A 23,882-nucleotide genomic window follows, 5' to 3' on the forward strand; every position below is an offset into this window, starting at 1 on the left:
GCGCGTCCGATACCCCCCACGGGAATGGCGACCGGGTGACCTGCGTTCCACTGGCAGCGACCACGCACCCGAAGCCGTGAAGGAGCGCATTAGACATGCAGGGCACTGTGACGATGTACAGCACCACGTGGTGCGGTTACTGCCGTCGGCTCAAGAGCCAGATGGACCGCGAGGGCATCACGTACAACGAGATCAACATCGAGCAGGACCCGCAGTCCGCGGCGTTCGTCGAGAAGGCGAACGGCGGGAACCAGACGGTTCCCACCGTTCTCTTCCCGGACGGTTCGACGCTCACGAACCCTTCGCTCGCGCAGGTCAAGCAGAAGATCAGCGTCTGACCGACGTCAGGCGATGTGCCCCCGCGTCGGCAGGGGCTTGCCGTACCAGAGTTCGATCAGGCGGGCCGCGATCGAGATTCCGTAGGGAGGCAGCACCTCCCCGGACTCGAATGCGGCCCGCAGGTCGTCCCGGGAGAACCAGCGGGCTTCCTCGATCTCCTCGCCGTCGACGTCGATCTCCGACGAGGTGGCGCGGGCCCTGAAGCCCAGCATGAGGCTGGAGGGGAACGGCCAGGGCTGGCTGGCGACGTAGTCGACCTCGCCGACCGTGACGCCCGCCTCCTCGAAGACCTCTCGGCGCACGGACTGCTCGATCGACTCCCCGGGCTCGACGAAGCCCGCGAGCGTGGAGAAGCGGCCCTCGGGCCAGTGCACCTGGCGGCCGAGCAGGATGCGGTCCTCGTCGTCGGTGACGGCCATGATCACGGCCGGGTCGGTGCGCGGGTAGTGCTCGGCACCGCAGGCGGGGCAGCGGCGGATGTGACCGGCGGCCGCGATGACCGTGCGCTCACCGCATCGGGAGCAGAAGCGGTGCAATCGCTGCCAGTTCTCCAGCGCGACCGCGTGCACCATCAGGCCGGCGTCGCGCGGGGACAGCAGGAGACCGGCCTCGCGCAGGCCCGCGGGACGGGCGGACTGGTCGATGCGGCCGGGGAGCGCGTCCTTCTGGAGCGCGAAATAGCTCACCCCGTCGTCGTCCGTGCCCAGGAAATACCGGTGCGCCTCGGTGAGCGGGGCCTCGAACGAGGGCGTCATCAGCAGTTCGGTGGCGCCGTCGGCCGTCTCGTCGATGAGCACCTGACCGCCGGAGACCACGAAGACGCGGGTCGTGGGGTGGCTCCACGCCGCCGCGAGCCAGGCCTCGTCGAGCCGGTGGTGGGCGGCCCGGTCGATTCCGCTCGGCGCGGTGAGCGAGATGGGACGGTCGGCGCTGTGGTCGGTCCAGGTGGTCACGGGTGCTTCCAACTCCCCCGGTGGAACGGTTATTTCGGCGGGCGGTTCGGCAGGACGGGCGTGCGGTGCGCTGTTGAGGGTGTCGATCGGCTTGTTCAGTGTGTCTCGCGCCAGTTCTCGGCCAGGTCGCCCCACAGGTGGGCGGTCGTTTCGACGCCCTTCATGAGGAGATCGAGTTCGACCTTCTCGTTGGGGGCGTGCCAGCCGTCGGAGGGAACGGAAATGCCCAGGAAGAGCACCGGGGCGCCGAGGACTTCCTGGAGGTCGGCCGCCGGTCCCGAGCCGCCTTCGCGGGTGAAGCGGATCGGCTGCTCGAAGGCGCGGCCCATGGCGCGTACGACGGACTGCAGGGCGGGGTGGTCCAGTGGCGTCAGGCACGGGCGCGTGGCCGCGCCGAACGTGATCTCGTGCCGGATGCCGTCGGGTACCTGCTCGGCCGCCCAGGCGCGTACGGCCTTCTCGATGTGATCCGGGTCCTGTCCGGCGACCAGCCGGAAGGAGAGCTTCACCAGGGCCGAGGACGGGATGATCGTCTTGCTGCCGGGACCCTGGTAGCCGCCGCCGATGCCGTTGACCTCCGCGGTCGGGCGGGCCCAGACGCGCTCGAGGGTGGTGTGCCCGGCCTCTCCGTGGGTGGCGGTCGACCTGGCCGTGCGCAGCCACCGCTCCTCGTCGAAGGGCAGCTCGGCGAAGAGTTCGCGCTCGCGGTCGGTGAGTTCGGTGATGCCTTCGTAGAAGCCGGGGACAGCCACGCGCGCGTGCTCGTCGTGCAGGGCGGCGACCAGGCGGGCGGCCGCGGTGGCCGGGTTGGGCACGGCGCCGCCGAACGATCCGGAGTGGATGTCCTGGTCGGGCCCGTGGAGCTCGATCTCGCATTCGGCGAGGCCGCGCATGCCGGTGCAGACCGTGGGGGTGTCCTCGGACCACATGCCGGTGTCGGAGACGATCACGGCGTCGGCCGCGAGCCGCTCAGCGTGCTGTTCGACGAGGTCGCGGAAGTGCGGGGAGCCTGACTCCTCCTCGCCCTCGATCAGCAGCTTGAGGTGCACGGCCGGGGTGGTGCGCCCGGTGGCGGCGAGGTGGGCCCGGACACCGAGTGTGTGAAAGAGCACCTGGCCCTTGTCGTCGGCTGCCCCGCGCGCGTGGAGGCGATTGCCGCGGATCACCGGCTCGAAGGGCTCCGTGTCCCAGCCGTCCTCGCGGGCGGCCGGCTGCACGTCGTGGTGCCCGTAGACGAGGACCGTGGGCGCGTCGGGGTCCTCGGAGGGCCACTCGGCGAAGACGGCCGGGGCGCCCGCGGTCGGCCAGACCTCGCTGGTCGGGAAGCCGGTGGCCCGGAGTTCGGCGGCGAGCCAGTCGGCGCTGCGTGCCACGTCCGCCGCGTGGTCGGGCTGAGCGGAGACCGACGGGATGCGCAGCCACTCGGCGAGGTCGTCGAGGAAGGCGGCCCGGTGGGTCTCGATGTATGCGCGGACGGTGCTGACGGCGTTGTCAACGGGCTTGCTCATGTTCATGAGCCTATCCGCCCACAGAGACGCGTTCGTCCGGCGGTTCACCGGGAGCCCCGTCCCGCGGGCCCGCCGGGTCCTCCGTGAGCAGCCGCTCCAGTGCGGCGCGGTCCGGAAGCCCGTCCGGTCGTACGACCTCGCCACCGCGGACGTACAGGAACGCGGCCGTGACGGATTCCAGGGGCACGCCCTGCTGCTCGGCCCAGGCCAGTCGGTACAGCGCGAGCTGCAGAGGGTCGGCGGTGCGCGTGTGGCTGGTCTTCCAGTCGACGATCTCGTACGTCGTCCCGTCGCCGTCGTCCTTCCTGTAGACGGCGTCGATCCGGCCGCGGACGACCCTGCCGGCGATCGCGAGCTGGAAGGGTGCCTCGACGCGGTACGGAGTGCGGTGCGCGTAGGGAGAGCGTTCGAAGGCGTCCTTCAGGGCCTCCAGGTCCCGCTCGTCGGCGATCTCCGCCTCGCCGCCCGGCAGCTCCTCGGGCTCGAGCATCGGCAGCCGCAGCTCTTCGAAGCGGGACTCCACCCAGGCGTGGAAGCGCGTGCCCCGGCGCGCGGCGGGCTGCGGGGGGCGCGGCATGGGGCGGGCGAGCTCCTGTGCGAAGCCGTCCGGGTCGTCGGCCAGGCGCAGCAACTGGGAGGCGGTGAGCGACGCGGGCAGGGGTACGTCGGTGACGCTCGCGCGGGCGCGCAGGAGCTCTCCGGTCAGCGCGTCCAGGTCACGGTCCCAGGAGGCGAGGGTGCGTGCCTCTTCGGGCGTGAGGCGACCGCTCCCGGTCTCCCGGGGGTGCGGCCGGTCGGCAGGGGCCGGGCCCTGGGCCTGGTGCGGGACCGTCGGACGTCCGCTCCGGCGATCGGCCGGGCGGTCCCCCGGTCGGTCCGTCGTCCAGGAGTCCCAGTCGGAGTCCGAGTCATCGCCCCCGGCGAGGGCGGTCTCCGCGAAGTCGCCCTCCGGGAACGCGTCCTCGGGATAGTCACCTTCGGAGAAGTCGTCTTCGGGGAGGTCGTCCTCGTCGTAGGGCGGGACGTCGTCCTCCGGAGGAGGCGGCCATTCCGGGTCGTCGTACGCGGCGGGGTCGTGGGCGGCGGGCCGGCGGCTGCCGGCCCCCGGGTGGACCTCGTCGTGAGAGGCGACCCGCTCCAGGTGGGCGAGTACGGTCTCCGCCGCCGCGCGACGCCGGGCGAGGGACGTGTCGTCGAGCGGGAGCGGCCAGGCGTGGTCGGCGGCCGCCTCGTGCAGGGCCGGGTTCTCCTCGTCCTCCGCCGGTTCGTCCGCCCAGACCTCGATCTCGCCGTGTCCGGCCGCGCAGTGGTCGTACAGGGCGTGCAGGAAGGCCGAGGGGCCGCGCGAACGCTTCTGGGAGGGGCCCCACCAGTGGCCGGAGCCGAGCAGGAGCGAGCGGGGGCGGGTGAACGTGACGTAGCCGAGGCGCAGTTCCTCGGTGTGCTGGTGCTCCTTCATGGCCTCGTGGAAGGCCTTGACGCCCCTCGCGTCCCAGGCGTCGATGTCGGGCAGCGTGTCGGCGTCGCCGCGCAGTTCGTGCGGCAGGACCTTGCCCTGGGCGGTCCATTTCTCGCGGCCCTGACTGCTGGGAAAGGTGCCGTTGACGAGGCCGGGGACGGCGACCACATCCCATTCCAGGCCCTTGGACTTGTGCGCGGTGAGCACCTTGACGGTGTTCTCGCCGCCGGGCAGGGCGTTGTCCAGACCCTTCTCGTACTGCGCGGCGGTGCGCAGGAAGCCGAGGAAGGCCAGCAGGCTCGCCTCGCCGTCGCCGGAGGCGAAGGACGCGGCGACGTCCAGGAAGTTCGACAGGGTCTCGCGGCGGCGGGCGGCCAGGGCGTGCGGGGACGCCGAGAGCTCGACCTCCAGTCCGGTGACGGCGAGCACCCGGTGCAGGACGTCCATCAGGGGGTCGGCGAGCGAGCGGCGCAGGTCGCGCAGCTCGGCGGCGAGCCGGGCGAAGCGCACCCGCGCGTCCGGCGAGAAGGGCAGCCCGTCGTCGTCCCCGGCGGCCTCGATGGGCGTCTCCAGGAAGGTGTCGAGGGCGTCCGCGAGCGATATCACCTCGGCCGGGTCGACCCCCTCGACGGCCGCGGCGAGCCGGCGGTCCGGGTCGTCGTCGGACCCCACGCGCGCGTGGGACACGAGCAGACGTGCGCGGCGCCCGAGGAGGGCGAGATCGCGCGGGCCGATCCGCCAGCGGGGCCCGGTGAGCAGCCGGACGAGGGAGGCGTTCGCCCCGGGGTCCTGGAGGACCTCGCAGACGGCGACGAGGTCGGCCACCTCGGGCAGGTGCAGCAGACCGGAGAGACCCACCACCTCCACGGGGATGTCGCGGGCGACGAGTGCGCCCTGGATCTCGGCGAAGTCGGTGGCGGTGCGGCACAGGACGGCGATCTCGGCGGGTGCCTTTCCGGTGCGTACGAGATGGGCGATCGAGTCGGCGAGCCAGTCGATCTCCTCGGCGTGGGTGCGCAGCAGCGCGCAGCGCACCAGGCCGTCCCGCTCGGCTCCGGGGGCGGGCCGCAGGGCCTCCACGCCCGCGTGCATGGCGCGCAGCGGCTCCGCGAGGCCGTTGGCGAGGTCGAGGAGGCGGCCGCCGCTGCGGCGGTTCTCACTGAGCGACTGGCGGGTCGCGGGGCGGCCGTCGGGGCGCGCGAAGTGCTCGGGGAAGTCGTCGAGGTTGGCCACGGAGGCGCCGCGCCAGCCGTAGATCGCCTGGCAGGGGTCGCCCACCGCGGTCACGGGGTGCCCCGTGCCGCCGCCGAACAGTCCGGCGAGCAGGACGCGCTGGGCCACCGACGTGTCCTGGTACTCGTCCAGCAGGACGACCCGGAACTCGTCGCGCAGGATCTCCCCGACCTCGGGACGGGTGCGGGCCAGGGTGGCGGAGAGGGCGATCTGGTCGCCGAAGTCGAGGAGGTCGCGTTCGCGTTTGGCCGCGCGGTAGCGGCCCACCAGCTCGGCGAGTTCACGCCGGGCGGCGGCGGCCTCGGGGACCTTGCGCAGGTCCGCGTTGGTGAGTTTGGCGCTCTCCAGGGTGCGGAGCAGTTCGGCGTCGTAGGCGCGCAGGTCCTCTGCCCGTACGAGGTGTTCGGAGAGCTCGGAGTCGAGTGTCAGGAGGTCGCCGACCAGGTCCGGGAAGGAGCGGGTCAGCGCCGGATACGGGCCCGGGGCCTCACGCAGCACCCGGGCGGCGAGCTGGTAGCGGGTGGCGTCGGCGAGCAGCCGGGAGGTCGGTTCGAGCCCGATGCGCAGGCCGTGGTCGGTGAGCAGGCGGCCCGCGAAGGCGTGGTACGTGGAGATGACCGGTTCGCCCGGCGGGTTGTCGGGGTCGATGACGTCCGGGTCAGTGACGCCCGCCTTGACCAGCGCCTTGCGGACGCGCTCGGCGAGTTCGCCCGCCGCCTTGTTGGTGAACGTCAGGCCGAGGACCTGCTCGGGGGCGACCTGTCCGGTGCCGACCAGCCACACCACGCGTGCCGCCATCACCGTGGTCTTGCCCGAACCGGCTCCGGCCACGATCACCTGCGGGGCGGGCGGTGCGGTGATGCACTCCGTCTGCTCCGGGGTGAACGGGATACCGAGGAGCTCCTTGAGCTGCTCGGGGTCGGAGATACGGGCGGGCATGTCGCAGAGGCTAGCGGCGCCCGCTGACAGCGGTGGCCACATCGGCGTCCGGGGCGGAAGAACCGCTGGTCAGCACGGGTGGTGCCGTACGTCACGTCGGGTGACGTCACGCCCTCCGGCCCGCCCGGACCGGCGGCCCGGCGAACGGCACCGGCACGGGCCCCGGAGACCGGCCCCGCCCGGTACCCGCTCCGGGACCTGTCACTCGACTACCTGCCGTCCTTCCGGCCGGGCACTGCAGGACGCCTGGAACGAGCAGTGCGTGCAGTGCTGTCCCGTCGTCGGCGAGAAGCGTTCGTCGAGGACCTTGCCGGCGGCGTTCGCCAGGAGATCGCCGACCCACTCGCCCTCCAGCGGCTCCTGCGCCTGCACCTTGGGGAGGGTCTCGCCGCCGTTCTTCTTGGCGGCTCCCTGGCGGAGCTGGACGAGTTCGGCGCCGCCAGGTTCGGGGCGTACGCCGTCGAAGACGTCGTCGACCGCGCCTTCCCCGACGGCGAGCTGATAGACGGCGAGCTGCGGGTGGTGGGTCACCTCGGCGGCGCTCGGCGCCTGTTTGCCGGTCTTGAAGTCGACCACGTAGGCGCGGCCCTCGGAGTCCGCCTCGACACGGTCCATGGAGCCGCGGATGCGCACTTCGTAGGAGCCCGCTTCGAGGGTCACGTCGAAGTCGTGCTCGCTGGCCACCGGCGTACGGCCGGTGCGGTCCATCACGTGCCACTTCAGGAAGCGTTCGAGCGCCACGCGCGCGTGCTCCTTCTCCTGCGCGGACTTCCAGGGTGCGTCGAAGGCGAGCGCGTTCCACACGGAGTCGAGGCGCTCCATGAGGACGGCGAGGTCGGCGGGAGTACGTCCGGACGCGACCTCGTCGGCGAGGACGTGCACCACGTTGCCGAAGCCCTGGGCGGCTGTCGCGGGCGCGTCGGCCTTCACCTCCCGCCCGAGGAACCACTGCAGGGCACAGGTGTTGGCGAGTTGGTCGAGAGCGCTTCCGGAGAGCACGACGGGCTGGTCGCGGTCGCGCAGCGGGATCTTGCTCTCCGTCGGTTCGTACATGCCCCACCAGCGGTAGGGGTGCGCGGAGGGGACCAGCGGGCGGCCGTCCTCGTCGGCGAGCGCGGCGAGCCGGGCGAGGCGGACCGCCGCGGCCTGCCTGAGGCTCTCCGAGACGCGCGGGTCGACCGTGGTGGCGCGCAGCTCGGCGACCAGGGCGGCGACGGACAGGGGGCGGCGCGGCCGGCCGGTCACGTCCTTGGGTTCGACGCCGAGTTCGGTGAGGAAGCGGGAGGGCTGGTCGCCGTCGTCGGCGGGCGCCTTCACGGCGGTCACGACGAGGCGTTCACGCGCGCGCGTGGCGGCCACGTAGAACAGCCGGCGCTCTTCGGAAAGGAGGGCCCCGGGTGTGAGGGGCTCGGCCAGCCCGTCCCGCCCGATGCGGTCGGCCTCCAGCAGGGAACCGCGGCGGCGCAGGTCCGGCCACAGGCCCTCCTGGACGCCCGCCACGACGACGAGGCGCCACTCCAGGCCCTTGGAGCGGTGCGCCGTCATCAGGCGTACGGCATCGGGGCGGACGGCCCTGCGGGTGAGCGTGTCCGCCGCGATGTCCTCGGCGTCGATCTGCTCCAGGAAGTTCAGGGCGCCACGGCCTCCCGTGCGCTCCTCCGCGCGCCCGGCGGTCGCGAACAGCGCGCACACGGCGTCGAGGTCCCGGTCGGCGTTGCGTCCGGCCGCGCCGCCGCGCCGGGCGGCCCGCTCCAGGCGCTGCGGCCACGGTGTGCCCTCCCACAGGTCCCAGAGGGCCTCCTCGGCCGTCCCGCCGCCCGCGAGACGCTCACGCGCCTTGCGCAGCAGCGCGCCGAGGCGCTGGGCCCCCCGGGCGTACGCCGGATCGTGCGCGACGAGCCGCTCCGGCTCGGCCAGCGCGCGGGCGAGCAGGTCGTCGGACGGCGGCGGTACGAGGTTTCCGGCGGCGCGCTCCTCCTCGCGCAGCGCCCGTCCCAGGCGCCTCAGGTCGGCGGCGTCCATGCTCGCGAGCGGTGAGGCGAGGAGGGTGAGCGCGGTCTCGGTGTCGAGCCAGCACGCGTCGTGCGCGTCGGCGGTGCCCTCACGTGGGTCGCCGCCCTGCCGCAGGCCGACGCTTTCGGGGTCCTCGGTGGCGCCGACGCCCTCCGGCTCACCGGCACCGTCGGAGACCCCGATCACCCCGGAGACCCCGGAGACCCCGGAGACCGCGGTGACCCCGGTGACCCCGGTGGCCCCCAGCTCATCGAGAGCCTCGGGAACCTCGGCGGTCTCGGGAACTGCGGCGACTTCGGGAACTGCGGCAGCCTCCGGCGCATCCTCGCCCTCGGTGCCCTCGGTGCCCTCGGTGGCCTCAGTGGCCTCAGTGGCCTCGGAGACCTCGGAGCCCTCGGAGCCCTCGGAGACCTCCGGCGCATCAGCGTCGTCGGGCGCATCGGCACGCGTCTCGGCGGCGGCACCGGACATCCCGTCCGCGCCCGACTCGGCCCGGGCCACCGCCCGCAGCGCCGTCAGCAGCGGCGCGACCGCGGGTTCGTGCCGCAGGGGCAGGTCGTCGCCGTCGATGTCGAGGGGCACGCCCGCGGACGTGAGCGCCCGCCGGATCGTGGGGATCGTCCGGGAACCGGCGCGCACCAGGACGGCCATCTCGCCCCAGGGAACGCCGTCCTCCAGGTGGGCGCGGCGCAGGATGTCCGCGATGTTGGCGAGCTCCGTGCCGGACGTCGGGTACGTGTAGACCTCGGCGTGTCCCCCGTCCCGCACCGCGGACAGTTCGCGGTGGGCGCGCACCTTCTCCGCAGGCAGCCGGGTCAGCGGCATGCGCTGGGTGAGCAGGCGGGTGGCGGCCAGCAGGACGGCCCCCGAGCGGCGGGACGTTCCGAGGACCTCGACCGGAGCCGGACGGCCGTTCGCGCGCGGGAAGGCGTCGGGGAAGTCCAGGATGCCGTTCACGTCGGCGCCCCGGAAGGTGTAGATCGACTGGTCGGGATCGCCGAAGGCGACGAGGGTGCGCCCGCCGCCGGCGAGGGCGCGCAGCAGCCGCACCTGCGCGGGGTCGGTGTCCTGGTACTCGTCCACGTAGACGGCGTCGTACTGCGCCGCGAGCCGCTCGGCGACCTCGGGGCGCCGGGCGAGGAGCACCGCGCGGTGGACCAGTTCCGCGTAGTCGAGGACTCCCTGCATGTCGAGGACGTCGAGGTACTCGGCGAGGAACGCGGCCGCCGCGCCCCAGTCCGGGCGGCCGATGCGCCGCGCGAAGGCCTCCAGGGCGTCGGGGCCGAGCCCGAGTTCCCGGCTGCGGGCGAGGACCGCGCGGACCTCGTCGGCGAAGCCGCGCGTGGTGAGGGAGGCGCGCAGTTCGTCCGGCCAGCGCACATGGGCGAGCCCCAGCCGCTCCAGGTCGGGCTGGCCCGCGAGCAGCCCGCGTACGGCCACGTCCTGCTCGGGGCCGGACAGCAGTCGCAGCGGCTCCACGAACAGGTCGCTGTCCTGGTGGGCGCGGACCAGTGCGTAGCAGAAGGAGTGGAACGTGGTGGCCTGAGGTGCCCGGGCGGCCCCTATGCGGAGCGCCATGCGGTCGCGCAGCTCGACGGCAGCCTTCCGGCTGAAGGTGAGCACCAGGATGCGTTCCGGGTCGCCGTCGCGTGCGATCCGGGCGGCCACGGATTCGACGAGCGTGGTCGTCTTGCCCGTACCGGGCCCGGCGAGCACCAGCAGCGGACCGCTCCCGTGGTCAACCACCGCGCGCTGTCCTGCGTCAAGACGAGGGGGATCCACCCGGGCCGGCGGAGTGCGCACCAGCCGGTACGCGCCACGGGCCCCCTGACGCACCGGGGGGTGCGTCGGGCGTCTGGTGGAAGAAGTGGAGCTCACGTGGTTCGCCGGTCCTGGTGGTCGTACTGGTTGGCGGACTGCCGCGCGTGGAGGGCGGTGACCGCGGGGTGAGAGGGACGCGCGCCGACGACGCTACGCCGGTACGGTTCGCGGAAGGAGGGCTTCCGGTTCTTCCCTCACGCCACGTGCGTCCCCCGCTTCACGAACGTACGGCATGTCACGGATGTGCCTCGTTTCCCTCGTACGGGCTCCAGTTTCCCCTTCCGCCCCGTGAATGCCGGAAGCTGTCAGGTGTGACCTTCCGCGCGTTCGCCGCCGTCCCATCGCGCCCGTCTCATGTCGACGCGTGGCAGATGCCCCTCGGAGGCCCGGCTCGCCTCCCTCAGAGGCGTGCCCTCGGCGCGGTAGTGGGCCAGCGCGTCCAGCTCGTGGCCGGGGAGCAGCACACCGTCGGCGCGTATGACACGCCACCACGGAACCGCTCCTCCGTAGAGGGCCATCACCCTGCCCACCTGGCGCGGCCCGCCCTCTTCCAGCCATTCGGCGACGTCTCCGTACGTCATGACGCGCCCGGGCGGGATCAGCTCGGCGACCTCAAGGACCCGCTCCGCGTACTCCGGCAGGGCATCCGCCGGAAGGCTCTCCTCGCTCATCCGCCCCATCCTGCCCCACCCCACCGACAACGTGACGCGGCGGCGACTGTGCGTATCCCCCGCCCCGGAGCGACGCCCGGGGCAGACTGCGCGCCCCGCATTTGCACCCTGATGCCCCCGTGTGTCGGTCGGGCATGCCACCATCGTGCGGGCGGTGACTGGTGATACGAGATCAAGAAGAGACTATGAGGCAGCAGGGCGTGCACCCCGAAGACGCGGAGGGCACCTCCGCTGCCTCGTCACGCCCGGACACCGGCAGCGTCGACGAGAAGGACCCGGACGGCGGGACGAACGAGTCCGCCGCCGATCCGAACGAAACCGCTGCCGACGAGGGCGAGGGATCCCCTCCTAGGACCCACGAGACAGCGTCTCGGGCGTACGGGGACGACAAGCGGCAGGTCAAGCGGGACGCCGACTGCGCCGACGAGGCGCACGCCGACGAGGTCGAAGGCGACGAACCGCTGCTCCCCGCGCGCGTGCACCGCCCGTCCGACCTGATGCGGCTCCTGGTCGGCGTTCTCGCGATCGTGGTGCTGCTCGCCATCGCCGCGTTCGCGCACGGCACCACCTCGGGCCTCGAACAGGACATCAACAAGGGCACCGGGCAGGCACCCGATCTGCTGATCAAGATCGCGGGGCTGGCCTCGAGCATCGCGATCCTTCTCGTACCGGTTGCTTTCGCCATCGAGCGACTGATCAAGCGGGACGGACTGCGCATCGCCGACGGCGTCCTCGCCGCGGTCCTCGCGCACGGAGTGACACTCGCCACGGACCTCTGGGTCGCGAAGGGCGCCCCGGACTCCATCCAGGAGGCGCTCACCCAGCCGTCGCCGGGTGACATCCACGCCCTGACCGACCCGGTGCACGGCTATCTGGCACCGGTCATCGCCTACATGACGGCCGTCGGCATGTCCCGCAGACCGCGCTGGCGCGGGGTGCTCTGGGTCGTCCTGCTCCTCGACGCCTTCTCCATGCTGGTGACCGGCTACACGACCCCGTTCTCGATCATCCTGACGGTGCTGATCGGCTGGACCGTCGCCTACGGGACGCTGTACGCGGTCGGCTCACCGAACGTGCGGCCCACCGGACGGACGCTGATGGCGGGTCTTCGGCACGTCGGCTTCCACCCGGTCAGCGCGGCCCGCGAAGAGGCTCCGGAGACCGCGGAGAGCGGCGACCGGGGCCGACGCTACTTCGTCACCCTGGAGGACGGTCCACCGCTGGACGTCACGGTCGTCGACCGCGAACAGCAGGCACAGGGGTTCTTCTACCGCGTCTGGCGCCGTCTGACGCTGCGCGGCATCACCACCCGCCGCAGCCTCCAGTCACTGCGCCAGGCCCTGGAGCAGGAAGCCCTGCTCGCGTACGCGGCCATCGCGGCCGGCGCCAACGCGCCCAAGCTGATCGCGACCTCCGAGCTGGGCCCCGACGCAGTGATGCTCGTGTACGAGCACACCGGCGGCCGCACCCTCGACTCGCTGCCCGACGAGCTCATCACCGACGATCTGCTGCGCGACACCTGGCACCAGGTGCAGGCGCTCCAGTCCCGGCGCATCGCGCACCGCAGGCTCGCGGGCGACGCGATTCTGGTGGATCGTTCCGGCACGGTGATCCTCACCGACCTGCGCGGCGGCGAGATCGCGGCGGGCGATCTGCTGCTGCGCATGGACATCGCCCAGTTGCTGACCACCCTCGGGCTGCGCGTGGGCGCCGAGCGGGCGGTGGCGTCGGCGGTCGGCGTGCTCGGCCCGGACGCGGTCGCGGACTGTCTGCCCCTGCTCCAGCCGATCGCGTTGACGCGCTCCACGCGCGCGACGCTGCGCAAACTCGCCCGGGAGCGCTCGCAACGCGAACGCGACGCGGTGCTGGAGGCCTCGCATCAGGCCAAGCTCGCCCGCGCCGAGGAGGCGCGGGAAGCCGCGGCGCCCGCGCCGGAGAAGCCCGGCAAGAAGGCCGTACGCGCCGAGCAGCGAGCCGAGAAACGGGCGATCGACGACGCCCTGGAGGAAGCGCGCGAGGAGGATCTGCTCACCCAGATCCGCCACCAGGTGCTGCTGATCAGACCGCAGGCCCCGGTCGAACCGGCCCGCCTGGAGCGCATCCGGCCGCGCACACTGATCAGTTTCATCGCCGGCGCCATCGGCGCGTACTTCCTGCTCACGCAGCTCACCCACACCCCGTTCGGCACGCTTTTCGACAACGCCGAATGGGGCTGGGTCGCCGCGGCGGTGCTGTTCTCGGCGTTGAGCTACTTCGCGGCGGCGATGAGCCTGCTGGGCTTCGTACCGGAGCGGGTGCCTTTCCTTCGGACCGTGGCCGCGCAGGTCGCCGGTTCGTTCGTGAAGATCGTGGCGCCCGCCGCGGTCGGCGGCGTCGCCCTCAACACACGCTTCCTGCAGCGTGCCGGTGTGCGGCCCGGACTCGCGGTGGCGAGCGTCGGCGCGTCGCAGCTGTTCGGGCTCGGCTGTCACATCCTGATGCTGCTCTCCTTCGGCTATCTGACCGGTACCGAGAAGACACCGTCCCTGTCGCCGTCCCGTACGGTCATCGCGGGTCTGCTGACCGTCGCGGTACTCGTCCTCGTGGTGACGTCGGTGCCGCTGCTGCGCAAGTTCGTCTCCACGCGCGTGCGGTCGCTGTTCGCGGGCGTCGTACCGCGCATGCTCGACGTGCTGCAGCGGCCGCAGAAGCTCATCACCGGCATCGGCGGCATGCTGCTGCTGACGGCCTGCTTCGTGATGTGCCTCGACGCGTCGATCCGCGCGTTCGGCAACGAGGAGACGACCTCCCTCAGCCTCGCCAGTGTCGCCGTCGTCTTCCTCGCCGGCAACGCGCTGGGTTCGGCGGCGCCGACCCCCGGTGGTATCGGCGCGGTCGAGGCGACCCTCACCGTCGGCCTGATCGCCGTCGGGCTCCCGAAGGAGGTCGCGGCGCCCGCGGTGCTGCTGTACCGGCTGCTGACGCTGTGGATTCCGGTGCTGCCCGGATGGCTGTACTTCAACCATCTGACACGCAAGGGCGCGCTCTAGCGGTCCGCGCGAGGACCGGCCGTCCGCGGCTCGGCCCACCGCGCGGGACCGCCTCGTCCGCGGCTCGGCCCACCGCGTGCCCACCCGGCCCAACGCCGACCGGACCGCCTCGTACCTGCCCCGTCCCACCGCGTACGGGCCCCGCGGCGCGCCCTCACCCACACGGCTCGCGCCCCGAGCGCCCCACCCCGAGCGCCCGCAGGATGGGGAACATGCCGAACCCGCCCCAGCTGCGCGCCGCTGCCCTGACCGCCACCGCCGTCCTGCTGACCTCGTGCGTGTCCGGCTGCAGCGGTGAGTCCAAGGACGAGGATCTGACGGCGCAGAAGCTGAACTGGAAGGAGTGCCCGGCACCGTCCGAGGCAGAGGGCGGAGGCAGCGCCCCCTCTCCCCTGCCGGGCGGTACGGAGTGGCAGTGCGCCACCTTGAAGGTGCCCCTCGACTGGGCCGAGCCCAAGGGCGACACGATCGGGCTCGCGCTGATCCGGGCGAGGACGAGCGGCGCGGCGAGCAAGCGCATCGGCTCGCTCATCTTCAACTTCGGCGGCCCCGGCGGCTCGGGCGTCACCACCCTGCCCGCCTTCGGAAAGGACTACGCCGCCCTGCGCACCCGCTACGACCTGGTGAGTTTCGACCCGCGCGGTGTCGGCCGCAGCGCGGGCGTGAAGTGCGAGAACGACCGGGAGCTCGACGAGTACTTCCAGCAGGACGCCACTCCGGACGACACCGCCGAACAGCAGGAGCTCCTGGGGAACACAAGGACCTTCAACGGGGCGTGCGAGAAGAACTCGGGCAAGGTCCTCCCCCATGTGCGCACCACGGACGCGGCCCGCGACATGGACCTGATGCGGCAGGTGCTCGGCGACGACAAGCTGCACTACTTCGGCATCTCGTACGGCACCGAACTGGGCGGGGTCTACGCCCACTTGTTCCCCAAGAACGTGGGCCGCGCCGTCTTCGACGGGGTCGTCGACCCGACCCAGAACCCGGAACAGAGCTCCCTCGGACAGGCCAGAGGCTTCCAGCTCGCGCTCGACAACTTCGCCGAGGACTGCACCTCGAAGGTGGAGGACTGCCCCATCGGCGACACCGCGCAGGACGTCAAGGACCGCATCGCCAGACTGCTGAAGGACCTCGAGACCAAGCCGATCCCCGGCGTCTTCCCGCGCGAACTCACCCAGACCGCCGCGACCAGCGGCATCGCGCAGTCGCTGTACTCCAAGGACTTCTGGGAGTACCTGACGGAGGGACTTCAGCAGGCGTACGACGGCGACGGCAGAGTGCTGATGCTGCTGTCGGACTCGATGAACGGGCGCAGCGAGAACGGCCAGTACAGCAACATCGCCGCGGCGAACGTCTCCATCAACTGTGCCGACGACAAGCCGCGTTACACCGCGGACTACGTGCAGTCCAAGGTTCCGGAGTTCCGGGCCGCCTCCCCCCTGTTCGGGGACTATCTGGCCTGGGGCATGGTCAGTTGCACCGACTGGGCCGTGGCGGGAGCGGCCGACCACCCGGACGTCAGCGCCCCCGGCTCGGCACCGATCCTCGTGGTCGGCAACACCGGCGACCCCGCCACGCCGTACGAGGGCGCCCGTGCGATGGTGGGCGCGCTCGGTAAGGGCGTCGGTGTCGAGCTGACATACAAAGGTCAGGGGCACGGAGCGTACGACAGCAAGAACAAGTGCGTGCAGGGCGCGGTGAACGGCTATCTGCTGCAGGGCGAGGTGCCGTCGACCGGCACCGTCTGTTCCTAGAAAAGTGCAGGTCAGAGCGTTATCCACAGGTCTCCGCGGCGGTCGGCGGCCGCCGCCTACTATTGCCTGCATGTGATCCGCGACTTCGGGCGGACCACGGGCAAGGGGGGACGCTCATGACACGTTTCGCACGGTGGACGGCCGCTGCCGCCGCCGCGTTGCTGGTGGCCGGCTGCAGCGGGGGCTCGTCCGGCGACGGCGAGGACGAGGGCAAGAACGGCGACGGACCACCGTCGGCCACCGCGCCGACTTCCGGCGGGTCGCCCGGACTGCCGGCCTCGCTCACCTCGCAGGAGCTCGACTGGGGCCGTTGCAAAGCCACTTCGGACTCCCCCGCGCCCGGGGGCGGTTGGCAGTGCGCGACGCTCAAGGTGCCGCTGGACTACGCGAAGCCGGGCGGCGAGACGATCGGCCTCGCGCTCGTCCGCTCGAAGGCGACCGGCGCCCAGGGCAGGCGCATCGGCTCCCTCCTGTTCAACTTCGGCGGCCCCGGCGGCTCGGGCGTCTCCACGCTGCCGTCCTACGAAAGCGTCGTCGGCTCGCTCCACGACCGGTACGACCTGGTGAGCTGGGACCCGCGCGGGGTGGCCGCCAGCGAAGGCGTGCGATGCCGTGGCGACAAGGCCATCCAGGCCTCGGAGTCGCTGGACGCCACACCGGACGACGCGGCCGAGGAAGCGGCGTACTTCAAGGACGCCGCGGACTTCGGCAAGGGCTGCGAGAAGGCGGCCAGCAAGCTGATGGCCCACGTCTCGACGACCGACACGGCCCGCGACATGGACCTGATGCGCCAGGTCCTCGGCGACCGCCGGATGCACTACTTCGGCATCTCCTACGGCACCGAACTGGGCGGTGTGTACGCCCACTTGTTCCCGAAGAACGTGGGCCGCCTGGTGCTCGACGCGGTCGTCGACCCGAGCGCCGACACCGTGGGCCACGCCAGGAACCAGACGCTGGGCTTCCAGCGCGCCCTGGACGACTACCTCAAGTCCACCGGCCAGGACCCGAAGCAGGGCTCCCGGAAGATCGCGGACCTGCTGAAGCGGATCGACGCGAAGCCGCTGCCCACCAGCAGCGGGCGCAAGCTCAGCCAGTCCCTGGCCCTCACCGGCATCGTGCTGCCGCTGTACAGCAAGCAGGGCTGGCCGAGCCTCACCAGCGCCCTCAAGGCGGCCGGGAACGGGGACGGTTCGGAGCTGCTGACGCTCGCCGACGGCTACAACGAACGCGACGCCTCGGGGCACTACGGCACGACGACGCATTCCCAACGGGTCATATCGTGCTTGGACGACAAGCAGCGCCCGACTCCCGAGGAGACGAAGAAGCGGCTGCCCGAGTTCGAGAAGATCTCGCCCGTCTTCGGCGATTTCATGGGCTGGGACACGGCGGGCTGGTGCCACGAATGGCCGGTGGCCGGTCAGTACGACACCCCCGAGGTCAGTGCGCCGGGAGCCGAACCCGTCCTGATCGTCGGCAACACCGGGGACCCGGCGACGCCCTACGAGGGCGCCCGCAGGATGGCGGACGAGCTCGGCAAGGGTGTGGGCGTGGAGCTCACCTGGAAGGGCGAGGGCCATGGCGCCTACGGGAGCGGGAGCGACTGCGTCGACTCGACCGTGAACCGCTATCTGCTGGACGGGACGGTGCCGAAGGACGGCAAGGTCTGTTCATGACGACGGCGGGGGTTTCGCGAACACCCGGTTCGCGAAACCCCCGCCATCGAAAGAGCGGGCCGAGCGGTCGGTCAGTACACCGGCTTCTCGGGCTCGATCTGGTGGACCCAGCCGATCACACCGCCGCCGACGTGCACGGCGTCGGAGAAACCGGCGGACTTCAGGACGGCGAGGACCTCCGCGCTGCGGACACCCGTCTTGCAGTGCAGGACGATCTTCTTGTCCTGCGGCAGGGTCGCCAGGGCGGTGCCCATGAGGAACTCGTTCTTCGGGATCAGCTTGGCGCCGGGGATCGAGACGATCTCGTACTCGTTGATCTCGCGGACGTCGATGATCTCGATGTTCTCGCCGTCGTCGATCCACTCCTTGAGCTGCTTGGGAGTGATCGTCGAGCCGGCGGCCGCCTCCTGCGCCTCCTCGGACACGACGCCGCAGAAGGCCTCGTAGTCGATGAGTTCGGTGACGGTCGGGTTCTCACCGCAGACCGCGCAGTTCGGGTCCTTGCGGACCTTCACCTGGCGGTACGTCATCTCCAGGGCGTCGTAGATCATCAGGCGGCCGACGAGCGGCTCACCGATGCCGGCGAGGAGCTTGATCGCCTCGTTGACCTGGATGGAGCCGATCGACGCGCACAGCACGCCGAGGACACCGCCCTCGGCGCAGGAGGGGACCATGCCCGGCGGCGGGGGCTCCGGGTAGAGGCAGCGGTAGCAGGGTCCGTGCTCGGACCAGAACACGGAGGCCTGGCCGTCGAAGCGGTAGATCGAGCCCCACACGTACGGCTTGTTGAGCAGCACGCACGCGTCGTTGACCAGGTAGCGGGTCGCGAAGTTGTCCGTGCCGTCGACGATCAGGTCGTACTGGCTGAAGATGTCCATCACGTTCTCGGCCTCGAGCCGCTCTTCGTGAAGGACCACGTTCACGTACGGGTTGATGCCCAGTACGGAATCGCGCGCCGACGCGGCCTTGGAACGGCCGATGTCAGCCTGGCTGTGGATGATCTGGCGCTGCAGGTTCGACTCGTCGACCTCGTCGAACTCCACGATGCCGAGCGTGCCGACGCCGGCCGCGGCCAGGTACATCAGCGCCGGCGATCCGAGGCCGCCGGCGCCCACACACAGCACCTTGGCGTTCTTCAGCCGCTTCTGCCCGTCCATGCCCACATCGGGGATGATCAGGTGGCGGGAGTACCTGCGGACCTCGTCTACGGTGAGCTCAGAGGCTGGCTCGACCAGGGGTGGCAGCGACACGGGGACTCCGTTGGTCGGTCAATCACTACAGTTGTTCTCCCCGTAACACTGCCACGCCCTTCTTCATTCCGAGACACCCGTTCCGATCCGCGAGACGATCTCGTCCCAGTAGCCGGGCATCGTCTCCCAGGGGTCGGCCGTCCCTCCGTGATCCGAGCGGTCGGTGAAGTAGATCGTCGAGGCGCCCTGCCAGCGGGCGATGCGCAGCGCCTCGTCCAGGTGCCCGCGCGGCACACCGTGCACGAAGTGACAGAAGCGCTCCGGGGGATGGTCGGCTGTCCACTCGGCGACCTGCGACCAGCGGTAGTCGGTCCAGGGGCCCGAGAAGGTCACCAGCTGGTCGGCGTTCTCGGCGTATCCCGGGTGCGGGTGGGTGCCGTGGCCGAGCACGATGTGGGCACCGTCACGGAGCGCGCGGAGCGCGCCGACCGTGCGGCGGATCTCGGGAAGCGCGGCGCGCTCACCGGGGCAGCGGCCGAGGAGGAATCCGTCGGCCTGATACCAGTCGAGGTAGCGCCGCGCATCGGACATCACCTCGGCGAAGGTGCGTGCTCCGTAGGTGGTGTCCAGGAGCCCCAGCACCCGGACACCCGCGTTGCGCAGCCGTCCCGAGGCTTCCAGGCAGCGCGGGTCGGGGCGTGCGCCGGGACCGTTGTCCACGTTCAGGACGACCCAGTGCAAGGGGGTGCCGGGGCGGGTGAGTTCGTCCCATTCCACGGAAGCGACGAGGGGGTGCGCATAGCCGGGGATGCCGAAGCCGAGTCCCAGATCGGTGCTCGCACTGCCGGTCGCGGTGCTGGTCAGATACGACATGCCGCCTCCATCCAGATGTCCGCGAGGGATTCCTCGAGGTTGATCCGGGGCCGCCAGCCGAGCCGGTCGCGTGCGGTGCGCACATCGGCCTGCTGCCAGCTGCCGCAGCCGTCCGGGTAGGGGTACGCGACCGGGGCCGCGTGGTCGGGTTCGGGGCGGGGGTGACCGATGGACGCCCGCATGGACGGGCCGGGCGGGCCGTCGAGTTCGTGCAGGGTGCCGCTGTAGCCGGCCACGCGCGCGAGGACGGCGGCGGCGTCACGGAGGCGCACGGCACGGCCCGAGCCGATGTTGATCACGCCCTGTGCGGCGGAGAGGGAGGCGGCGTGGACGGCGCGGGCGACGTCACGGACGTCGATGAAGTCGCGCTGGACGCCCAGACCGCCGAGCTTGAGCTCGCCGTCGCTGGCCTGCATGGCGCGGCGCAGCGCCTCGGCGAGCCGGCCGAGCGGGGATCCGGCGGGGGTGCCGGGGCCCGCGGGTGAGAAGACGCGGAGCACCACGGCGTCCAGGCCGGAGCCGAGGACGAGTTCGGTCGCGGCGAGTTTGCTCACGCCGTACGGGCCGCCCGGGCGCGGCACGGCGTCCTCCGCGGTGGAGGAGCCGGGCTGGCTGGGCCCGTACTCGGCGCCGCAGCCGATCTGCACGAGCCGGGCCCCGCAGCCGCTGCGCCGCAGGGCCTCGCAGACGGTGGCGACGGCGACGGTGTTGTGCCGGGTCAGTTCGCGGGCGCCGCCGCGGGTGGCGCCCGCGCAGTTGATGACGACTCCGGGGTGCACCGCGTCCAGGAAGCGGGTGAGCGCGCCGGGGCTGCCCGAGGCGAGGTCGAACCGTACGTCGGCGTCGTCGCCCCGGCCGAGCGCGGTGAGCTGCACGGCCGGGTCGGCCAGCAGCCTGTCGGCGACGAAGCGGCCGAGGTAACCGTTGGCTCCGATCAGCAGGACCCTCATCGGGCGGCTCCCGGGGCGGATTCTCCGGTTCGGGAGGTGATCATCTGACTGTCTCCTTCGGGGTGATGCCGTGGGTAGGGGAGAGGGCCCGCGGTGTCGGCCCCGCGGGAGAAGGGGGCCCGGATCCGGGAGGCTGTCCCGGACGCCGGGGAGGGCTCACGGCGGTGGGGGCGTCGTGGGCCGGTTTCGGGCGGCCCCGGTCGACCGGGCCGCCGTGTTCGGTGCGCCGGGGCGCGGATCGCGGCTCATGGGGCCTCGCAGGGCAGGGCGTGGGCCGAGGCGCGGGTCAGGGCGCGGGTCGCGTGGACGAGGAGGACGAGGGCGCCCGCCCCGCACGCCAGGGCCGGTACGGCGCCGGGTCCTCCCGCGCCGACGAGACGGTCGACGGGGACGGCCAGGAAGGAGCAGCCGGGCAGGCGGGCGGCGAGGACCGTGGCGAGGGCGGTGGCCTCGGCCGCGCCCGCAGCGGCGAGCGCGACGGCCGGGGCCTGGGTGAAGCCGCGCACGGTCAGCAGCCGGGCGAGCAGGAGCAGGGCGCCGAGGGCACCGGCTCCGGCGTAGCCGGGCGACTCGTTCAGTGCCGTCCCGCACAGCGCGAGCAGCCCGCCCAGTGCGCACAGGAACAGGCCGAACGCTCCGAGGAGCAGGGGTCGTACGGAGGAGGCGAACTCCTCCAGGCCACGGCTGGCGTTGAGCCGGAGGCGGGCGCGGGCGACGAAGAGCTGGGCGCACCAGGCCGCCGGGGCGCAGGCCAGGGCGAGGGCCAGCACGGGCGCGACGGCCAGGGGCCAGGGGCCGTCCGGGCCGCCGTCGAGGCCGGCGCTCAGCAGTCCGTCACCGACGAGGGCGTACGCGATGAGCCAGCACGTCCATCCGCGGGTGGCGCTCGTCGTGCGGTGCCGGGTGCTCAGGGGACCCCGCCGGAGGGCGGCATGCAGGCCCAGCGTCATGGCCAGGGTGCCGAACGCGGCGACGGCGAGGCGCGGCTGCCCGTCGGTGAGCCGCACCCCGGCGACGACGGCCGCGCCGAGGGCGCCCGGCACCAGGGCGAGCGCCGCCCAGTAGGCACGTGTGCCGGGGCGTCCCGGGGTCTCGGTGCGGGGCGTGGACTCCCCGTCGCGCGGAACGCGCGCGAACATCTCCTCGGCGAGCGAGAAGACGTCCCGGTGCCGGAAGCGGGCGGCTGTCCGGTCGGTCACCCCGTGCGCCTCCAGTCCCGCCGCGATCTCCAGCGGGTCCACGGCCCGCTCGCAGAGCTCGCGGTGCCGGTGTATCAGCGCCTTCACGGGGTCCGCCGCGCCGCGGCGTCCGGCGGGCCTGCGCGCACCGTGCGAGCCGTCGGCGCGGTCGCCGCCTCCCTCAGCCGCACCGGGACCGGGGCGGGCGCCTCCGGCAGCCGCACCGGAGCCGGGGCCGACTCCGCGACCCGCGCCACGGAGACGTTCGGGGCCGGCGTCGGGGCCCGGCCCGTCCGTCGCGAGGGAGTCACCCGCCAGATCCGCCAGGTCCGCCAGGTCCGTTCCGGTCCCGACGGCAGTCCCCTCCCCCGCGCCCGCGGCCCGTCCGTCCGTCTCCTCCGCCACCAGCCACGTCTCGGACCGCTCGTCCCAGATGCGGGAGCCCGTCGGTGTCGCGGGCCGGTCCGGTTCACCCAGGTCGTCGAGCCCGCTCAGGGCACCGGGTCCGCCGCTGTCGATGGTCACGCGCCCTCCCCCACAGAAACGGCAACGGGCACGGGCACCGTGGCTCGTACCGGTGCGCCCTCCGCCCAGCGCGTTCGGTCCGCGGTCATGAGGCGGGACTCGGTCCAGCAGCCGGGCACGTGGGCCTCGGCGGGGACGCCGAAGGGCAACGGCTCCCCCTCGTCGTCCACCAGTACCCGACTCACCGGGGAGTGCGAGACGATCTCGAGGTAAATGCCGTGAAATGCCGTGATGTTCTGCTCGACGGTGAAGAGTTCGAGAGCGCGTGCCCGGGCGGCCGCACCCAGACGCTCACGGCGCTCCGGGTCGCGCAGCAGGGCGACGCACGCCTCCGCGAGCGCCCGCGGATTGCGCGGCGGCACCACCAGTCCTGTGCCGCCGATGACCTCGACGACCGCGCCCACATCCGTGGAGACGGTGGCCCGGCCGCAGAACATGGCCTCGACGAGGCTGATCGGGAAGCCCTCGACGACGCTGGAGAGGACGACCAGGGCACCGGAGGCGTAGGCCTCCGCGAGGCTCGGGATCTCCGGACCGCCGATCTCCTCGAAGGACACCGGGTTGTCGCCGACCGCGTGCGCGCCCTCCGCCTCGTCGGGGAAGAGCTGCGCGGCCAGGGCCTTGCAGTGGGCCAGATAGGTCGCGCCGTCCGGGCCGTCGGCGGGGGCGCCGACGATCCGCAAGCGGGTCTTCGGCTCCTCCTTGCGGATCTCGGCGAAGGAGTGCAGCAGGGAGATCAGGTCCTTGGCCGGTTCGATGCGGCCGACCCACACCAGCGTGTCGGGGTCCGCGCACCGGCTGCCCTCCACGCCCTCCCCGACGTCCGCGAAGCGCTCGGCCTCCATGCCGGGGTAGACGGTGCGCAGCTTGGCGCGGTCGGCGCCGCAGCGCTCCTGCCAGCGGCGGGCGTGCGCGTTTCCGGGCGTGATGAGCGCGGCCGCGCGGTAGACCTCGGAGGCGAGCCCGCCGTGGAACGCGGCGAGCAGCGCCCGGACGGCGGGGGCCTCTTCGACGGTCGCGGCGGCCAGGTAGTGCGCCCGCAGCTGCACGCCGTACTCGGTGACCAGCAGGGGGACGCCGAAGAAGTGCCGGGTGAGGAGGCCGGGCAGGGCGGCGGTTCCGCCGGACGCGGCGTGGCAGAGGTCGACCGAGCCGAGCCCGTCGTCCCCGTACCAGTCCAGCGAGAGGGGGCGCAGGGCGCGCTCGATGTGCGCGGCGACGGTGAGCAGATCGGGTACGCGCGCGGTGCGGGCGGCGCGGAGTGCGCCGGGCGCACGACAGGCGCGTTCCAGGGCACGCACGGCGCTCTCGGAGCGCAGGGCGCCGACCAGTCCGGCCTCGTCCCGGGCGAGTTCGGCCAGCCCGTACAGCGCGCTGGCGAAACGGTCCGCCACGACAGCGGCGGAAGCCGCCCCCTCCCCCGGCACCTCCGCGCCTCCGGCCTCCGGCCCCGCGCACACCGCCGCCGCCAGTTCCCCGTACGCCTCGGCGAACCGGCGCCGCGCCCGTCGCCCGTACACCACCCCGTCGCTCTGCGCCGTCCACAGCGGTGCCGTGCGTACGCGGCCGACCTGGGGCGGCAGCCGGATCCAGCCCTCGTCCTCCTGGCGTTCGGTGCGGCTGAGCGCGTAGACGTCGAACTCGTGCTGCCCGAGCCCTCGTACGAGCCGGTCGCACCAGAGCCTGGCGTCACCGCTCACATACGGATAGCCACCCTCCGTCAGCAGTCCGATGCGCACGACCACACCCCCGATCTCCCGTATGAGGAGCC

The 23,882-nt window shown here is 72.5% G+C and carries 14 protein-coding genes; 4 read left to right on the forward strand and 10 right to left on the reverse strand.

Going from position 1 to position 23,882, the window contains the following annotated elements; genetic code table 11:
• Positions 1-95: 95 nt before the first annotated feature.
• The gene (locus tag OOK38_RS07385) at positions 96-338 is read left to right on the forward strand and encodes a mycoredoxin (RefSeq protein WP_266762512.1); all 243 of its coding nucleotides are present in this window, start codon (positions 96-98) and stop codon (positions 336-338) included.
• Positions 339-344: 6 nt separating this feature from the next.
• Here OOK38_RS07385 and nudC read toward each other — a convergent pair whose 3' ends face one another.
• The 5 genes from nudC to OOK38_RS07410 all read right to left on the reverse strand — a co-directional run bounded on the left by nudC (position 345) and on the right by OOK38_RS07410 (position 10,936).
• Positions 345-1,292, reverse strand: a complete 948-nt coding sequence (gene nudC, locus OOK38_RS07390) for an NAD(+) diphosphatase (protein WP_266762510.1) — start codon at positions 1,290-1,292, stop codon at positions 345-347.
• Positions 1,293-1,387: 95 nt separating this feature from the next.
• A complete protein-coding gene (locus OOK38_RS07395) occupies positions 1,388-2,806 on the reverse strand; it encodes a dipeptidase (RefSeq protein ID WP_266762508.1) in 1,419 nt (472 codons plus the stop codon).
• 4 nt (positions 2,807-2,810) lie between these two features.
• Positions 2,811-6,431, reverse strand: coding sequence for an ATP-dependent DNA helicase (locus OOK38_RS07400; protein ID WP_266762506.1), 3,621 nt, complete (start codon positions 6,429-6,431; stop codon positions 2,811-2,813).
• Between the two features lie 201 nt (positions 6,432-6,632).
• A complete protein-coding gene (locus tag OOK38_RS07405) occupies positions 6,633-10,322 on the reverse strand; it encodes an ATP-dependent DNA helicase (RefSeq protein WP_266762504.1) in 3,690 nt (1,229 codons plus the stop codon).
• A gap of 248 nt (positions 10,323-10,570) precedes the next feature.
• Positions 10,571-10,936: an MGMT family protein gene (locus OOK38_RS07410; RefSeq protein ID WP_323178786.1), complete on the reverse strand. Its 366-nt coding sequence runs from the start codon at positions 10,934-10,936 to the stop codon at positions 10,571-10,573.
• A 185-nt stretch (positions 10,937-11,121) separates the two neighbouring features.
• Between OOK38_RS07410 and OOK38_RS07415 the strand changes: the two genes are divergently transcribed.
• From OOK38_RS07415 to OOK38_RS07425, 3 genes are all read left to right on the forward strand, one after another.
• Positions 11,122-13,965: a lysylphosphatidylglycerol synthase transmembrane domain-containing protein gene (locus OOK38_RS07415; RefSeq protein WP_266762500.1), complete on the forward strand. Its 2,844-nt coding sequence runs from the start codon at positions 11,122-11,124 to the stop codon at positions 13,963-13,965.
• Positions 13,966-14,177: 212 nt separating this feature from the next.
• Positions 14,178-15,722 carry an alpha/beta hydrolase gene (locus OOK38_RS07420; RefSeq protein WP_266762498.1) on the forward strand — a complete coding sequence of 515 codons (1,545 nt, stop codon included), beginning with the start codon at positions 14,178-14,180 and terminating at the stop codon, positions 15,720-15,722.
• 116 nt (positions 15,723-15,838) lie between these two features.
• Complete coding sequence (locus OOK38_RS07425; RefSeq protein WP_266762496.1) at positions 15,839-17,395, forward strand: alpha/beta hydrolase; 1,557 nt, start codon at positions 15,839-15,841, stop codon at positions 17,393-17,395.
• A 71-nt stretch (positions 17,396-17,466) separates the two neighbouring features.
• On the opposite strand, the gene moeZ is transcribed toward OOK38_RS07425, so the two are convergent.
• From moeZ to OOK38_RS07450, 5 genes are all read right to left on the reverse strand, one after another.
• A complete protein-coding gene (gene moeZ / locus OOK38_RS07430) occupies positions 17,467-18,645 on the reverse strand; it encodes an adenylyltransferase/sulfurtransferase MoeZ (protein ID WP_266762494.1) in 1,179 nt (392 codons plus the stop codon).
• 63 nt (positions 18,646-18,708) lie between these two features.
• Positions 18,709-19,458 (reverse strand): spherulation-specific family 4 protein, encoded by a 750-nt coding sequence (locus tag OOK38_RS07435; RefSeq protein WP_266762493.1) that lies wholly within the window; start codon positions 19,456-19,458, stop codon positions 18,709-18,711.
• On the reverse strand, positions 19,446-20,408 hold the full coding sequence (locus OOK38_RS07440) for an NAD(P)-dependent oxidoreductase (protein ID WP_266762491.1): 963 nt from the start codon (positions 20,406-20,408) through the stop codon (positions 19,446-19,448). Before OOK38_RS07440 ends, OOK38_RS07435 begins: the two co-directional genes overlap by 13 nt.
• A gap of 245 nt (positions 20,409-20,653) precedes the next feature.
• Positions 20,654-22,111: a hypothetical protein gene (locus OOK38_RS07445; protein WP_266848246.1), complete on the reverse strand. Its 1,458-nt coding sequence runs from the start codon at positions 22,109-22,111 to the stop codon at positions 20,654-20,656.
• Positions 22,108-23,850: a DUF3492 domain-containing protein gene (locus tag OOK38_RS07450; protein WP_266848248.1), complete on the reverse strand. Its 1,743-nt coding sequence runs from the start codon at positions 23,848-23,850 to the stop codon at positions 22,108-22,110. Before OOK38_RS07450 ends, OOK38_RS07445 begins: the two co-directional genes overlap by 4 nt.
• Positions 23,851-23,882 lie beyond the last annotated feature (32 nt).

Source organism: Streptomyces sp. NBC_00568 (assembly GCF_026341855.1).
Lineage (GTDB): Bacteria > Actinomycetota > Actinomycetes > Streptomycetales > Streptomycetaceae > Streptomyces.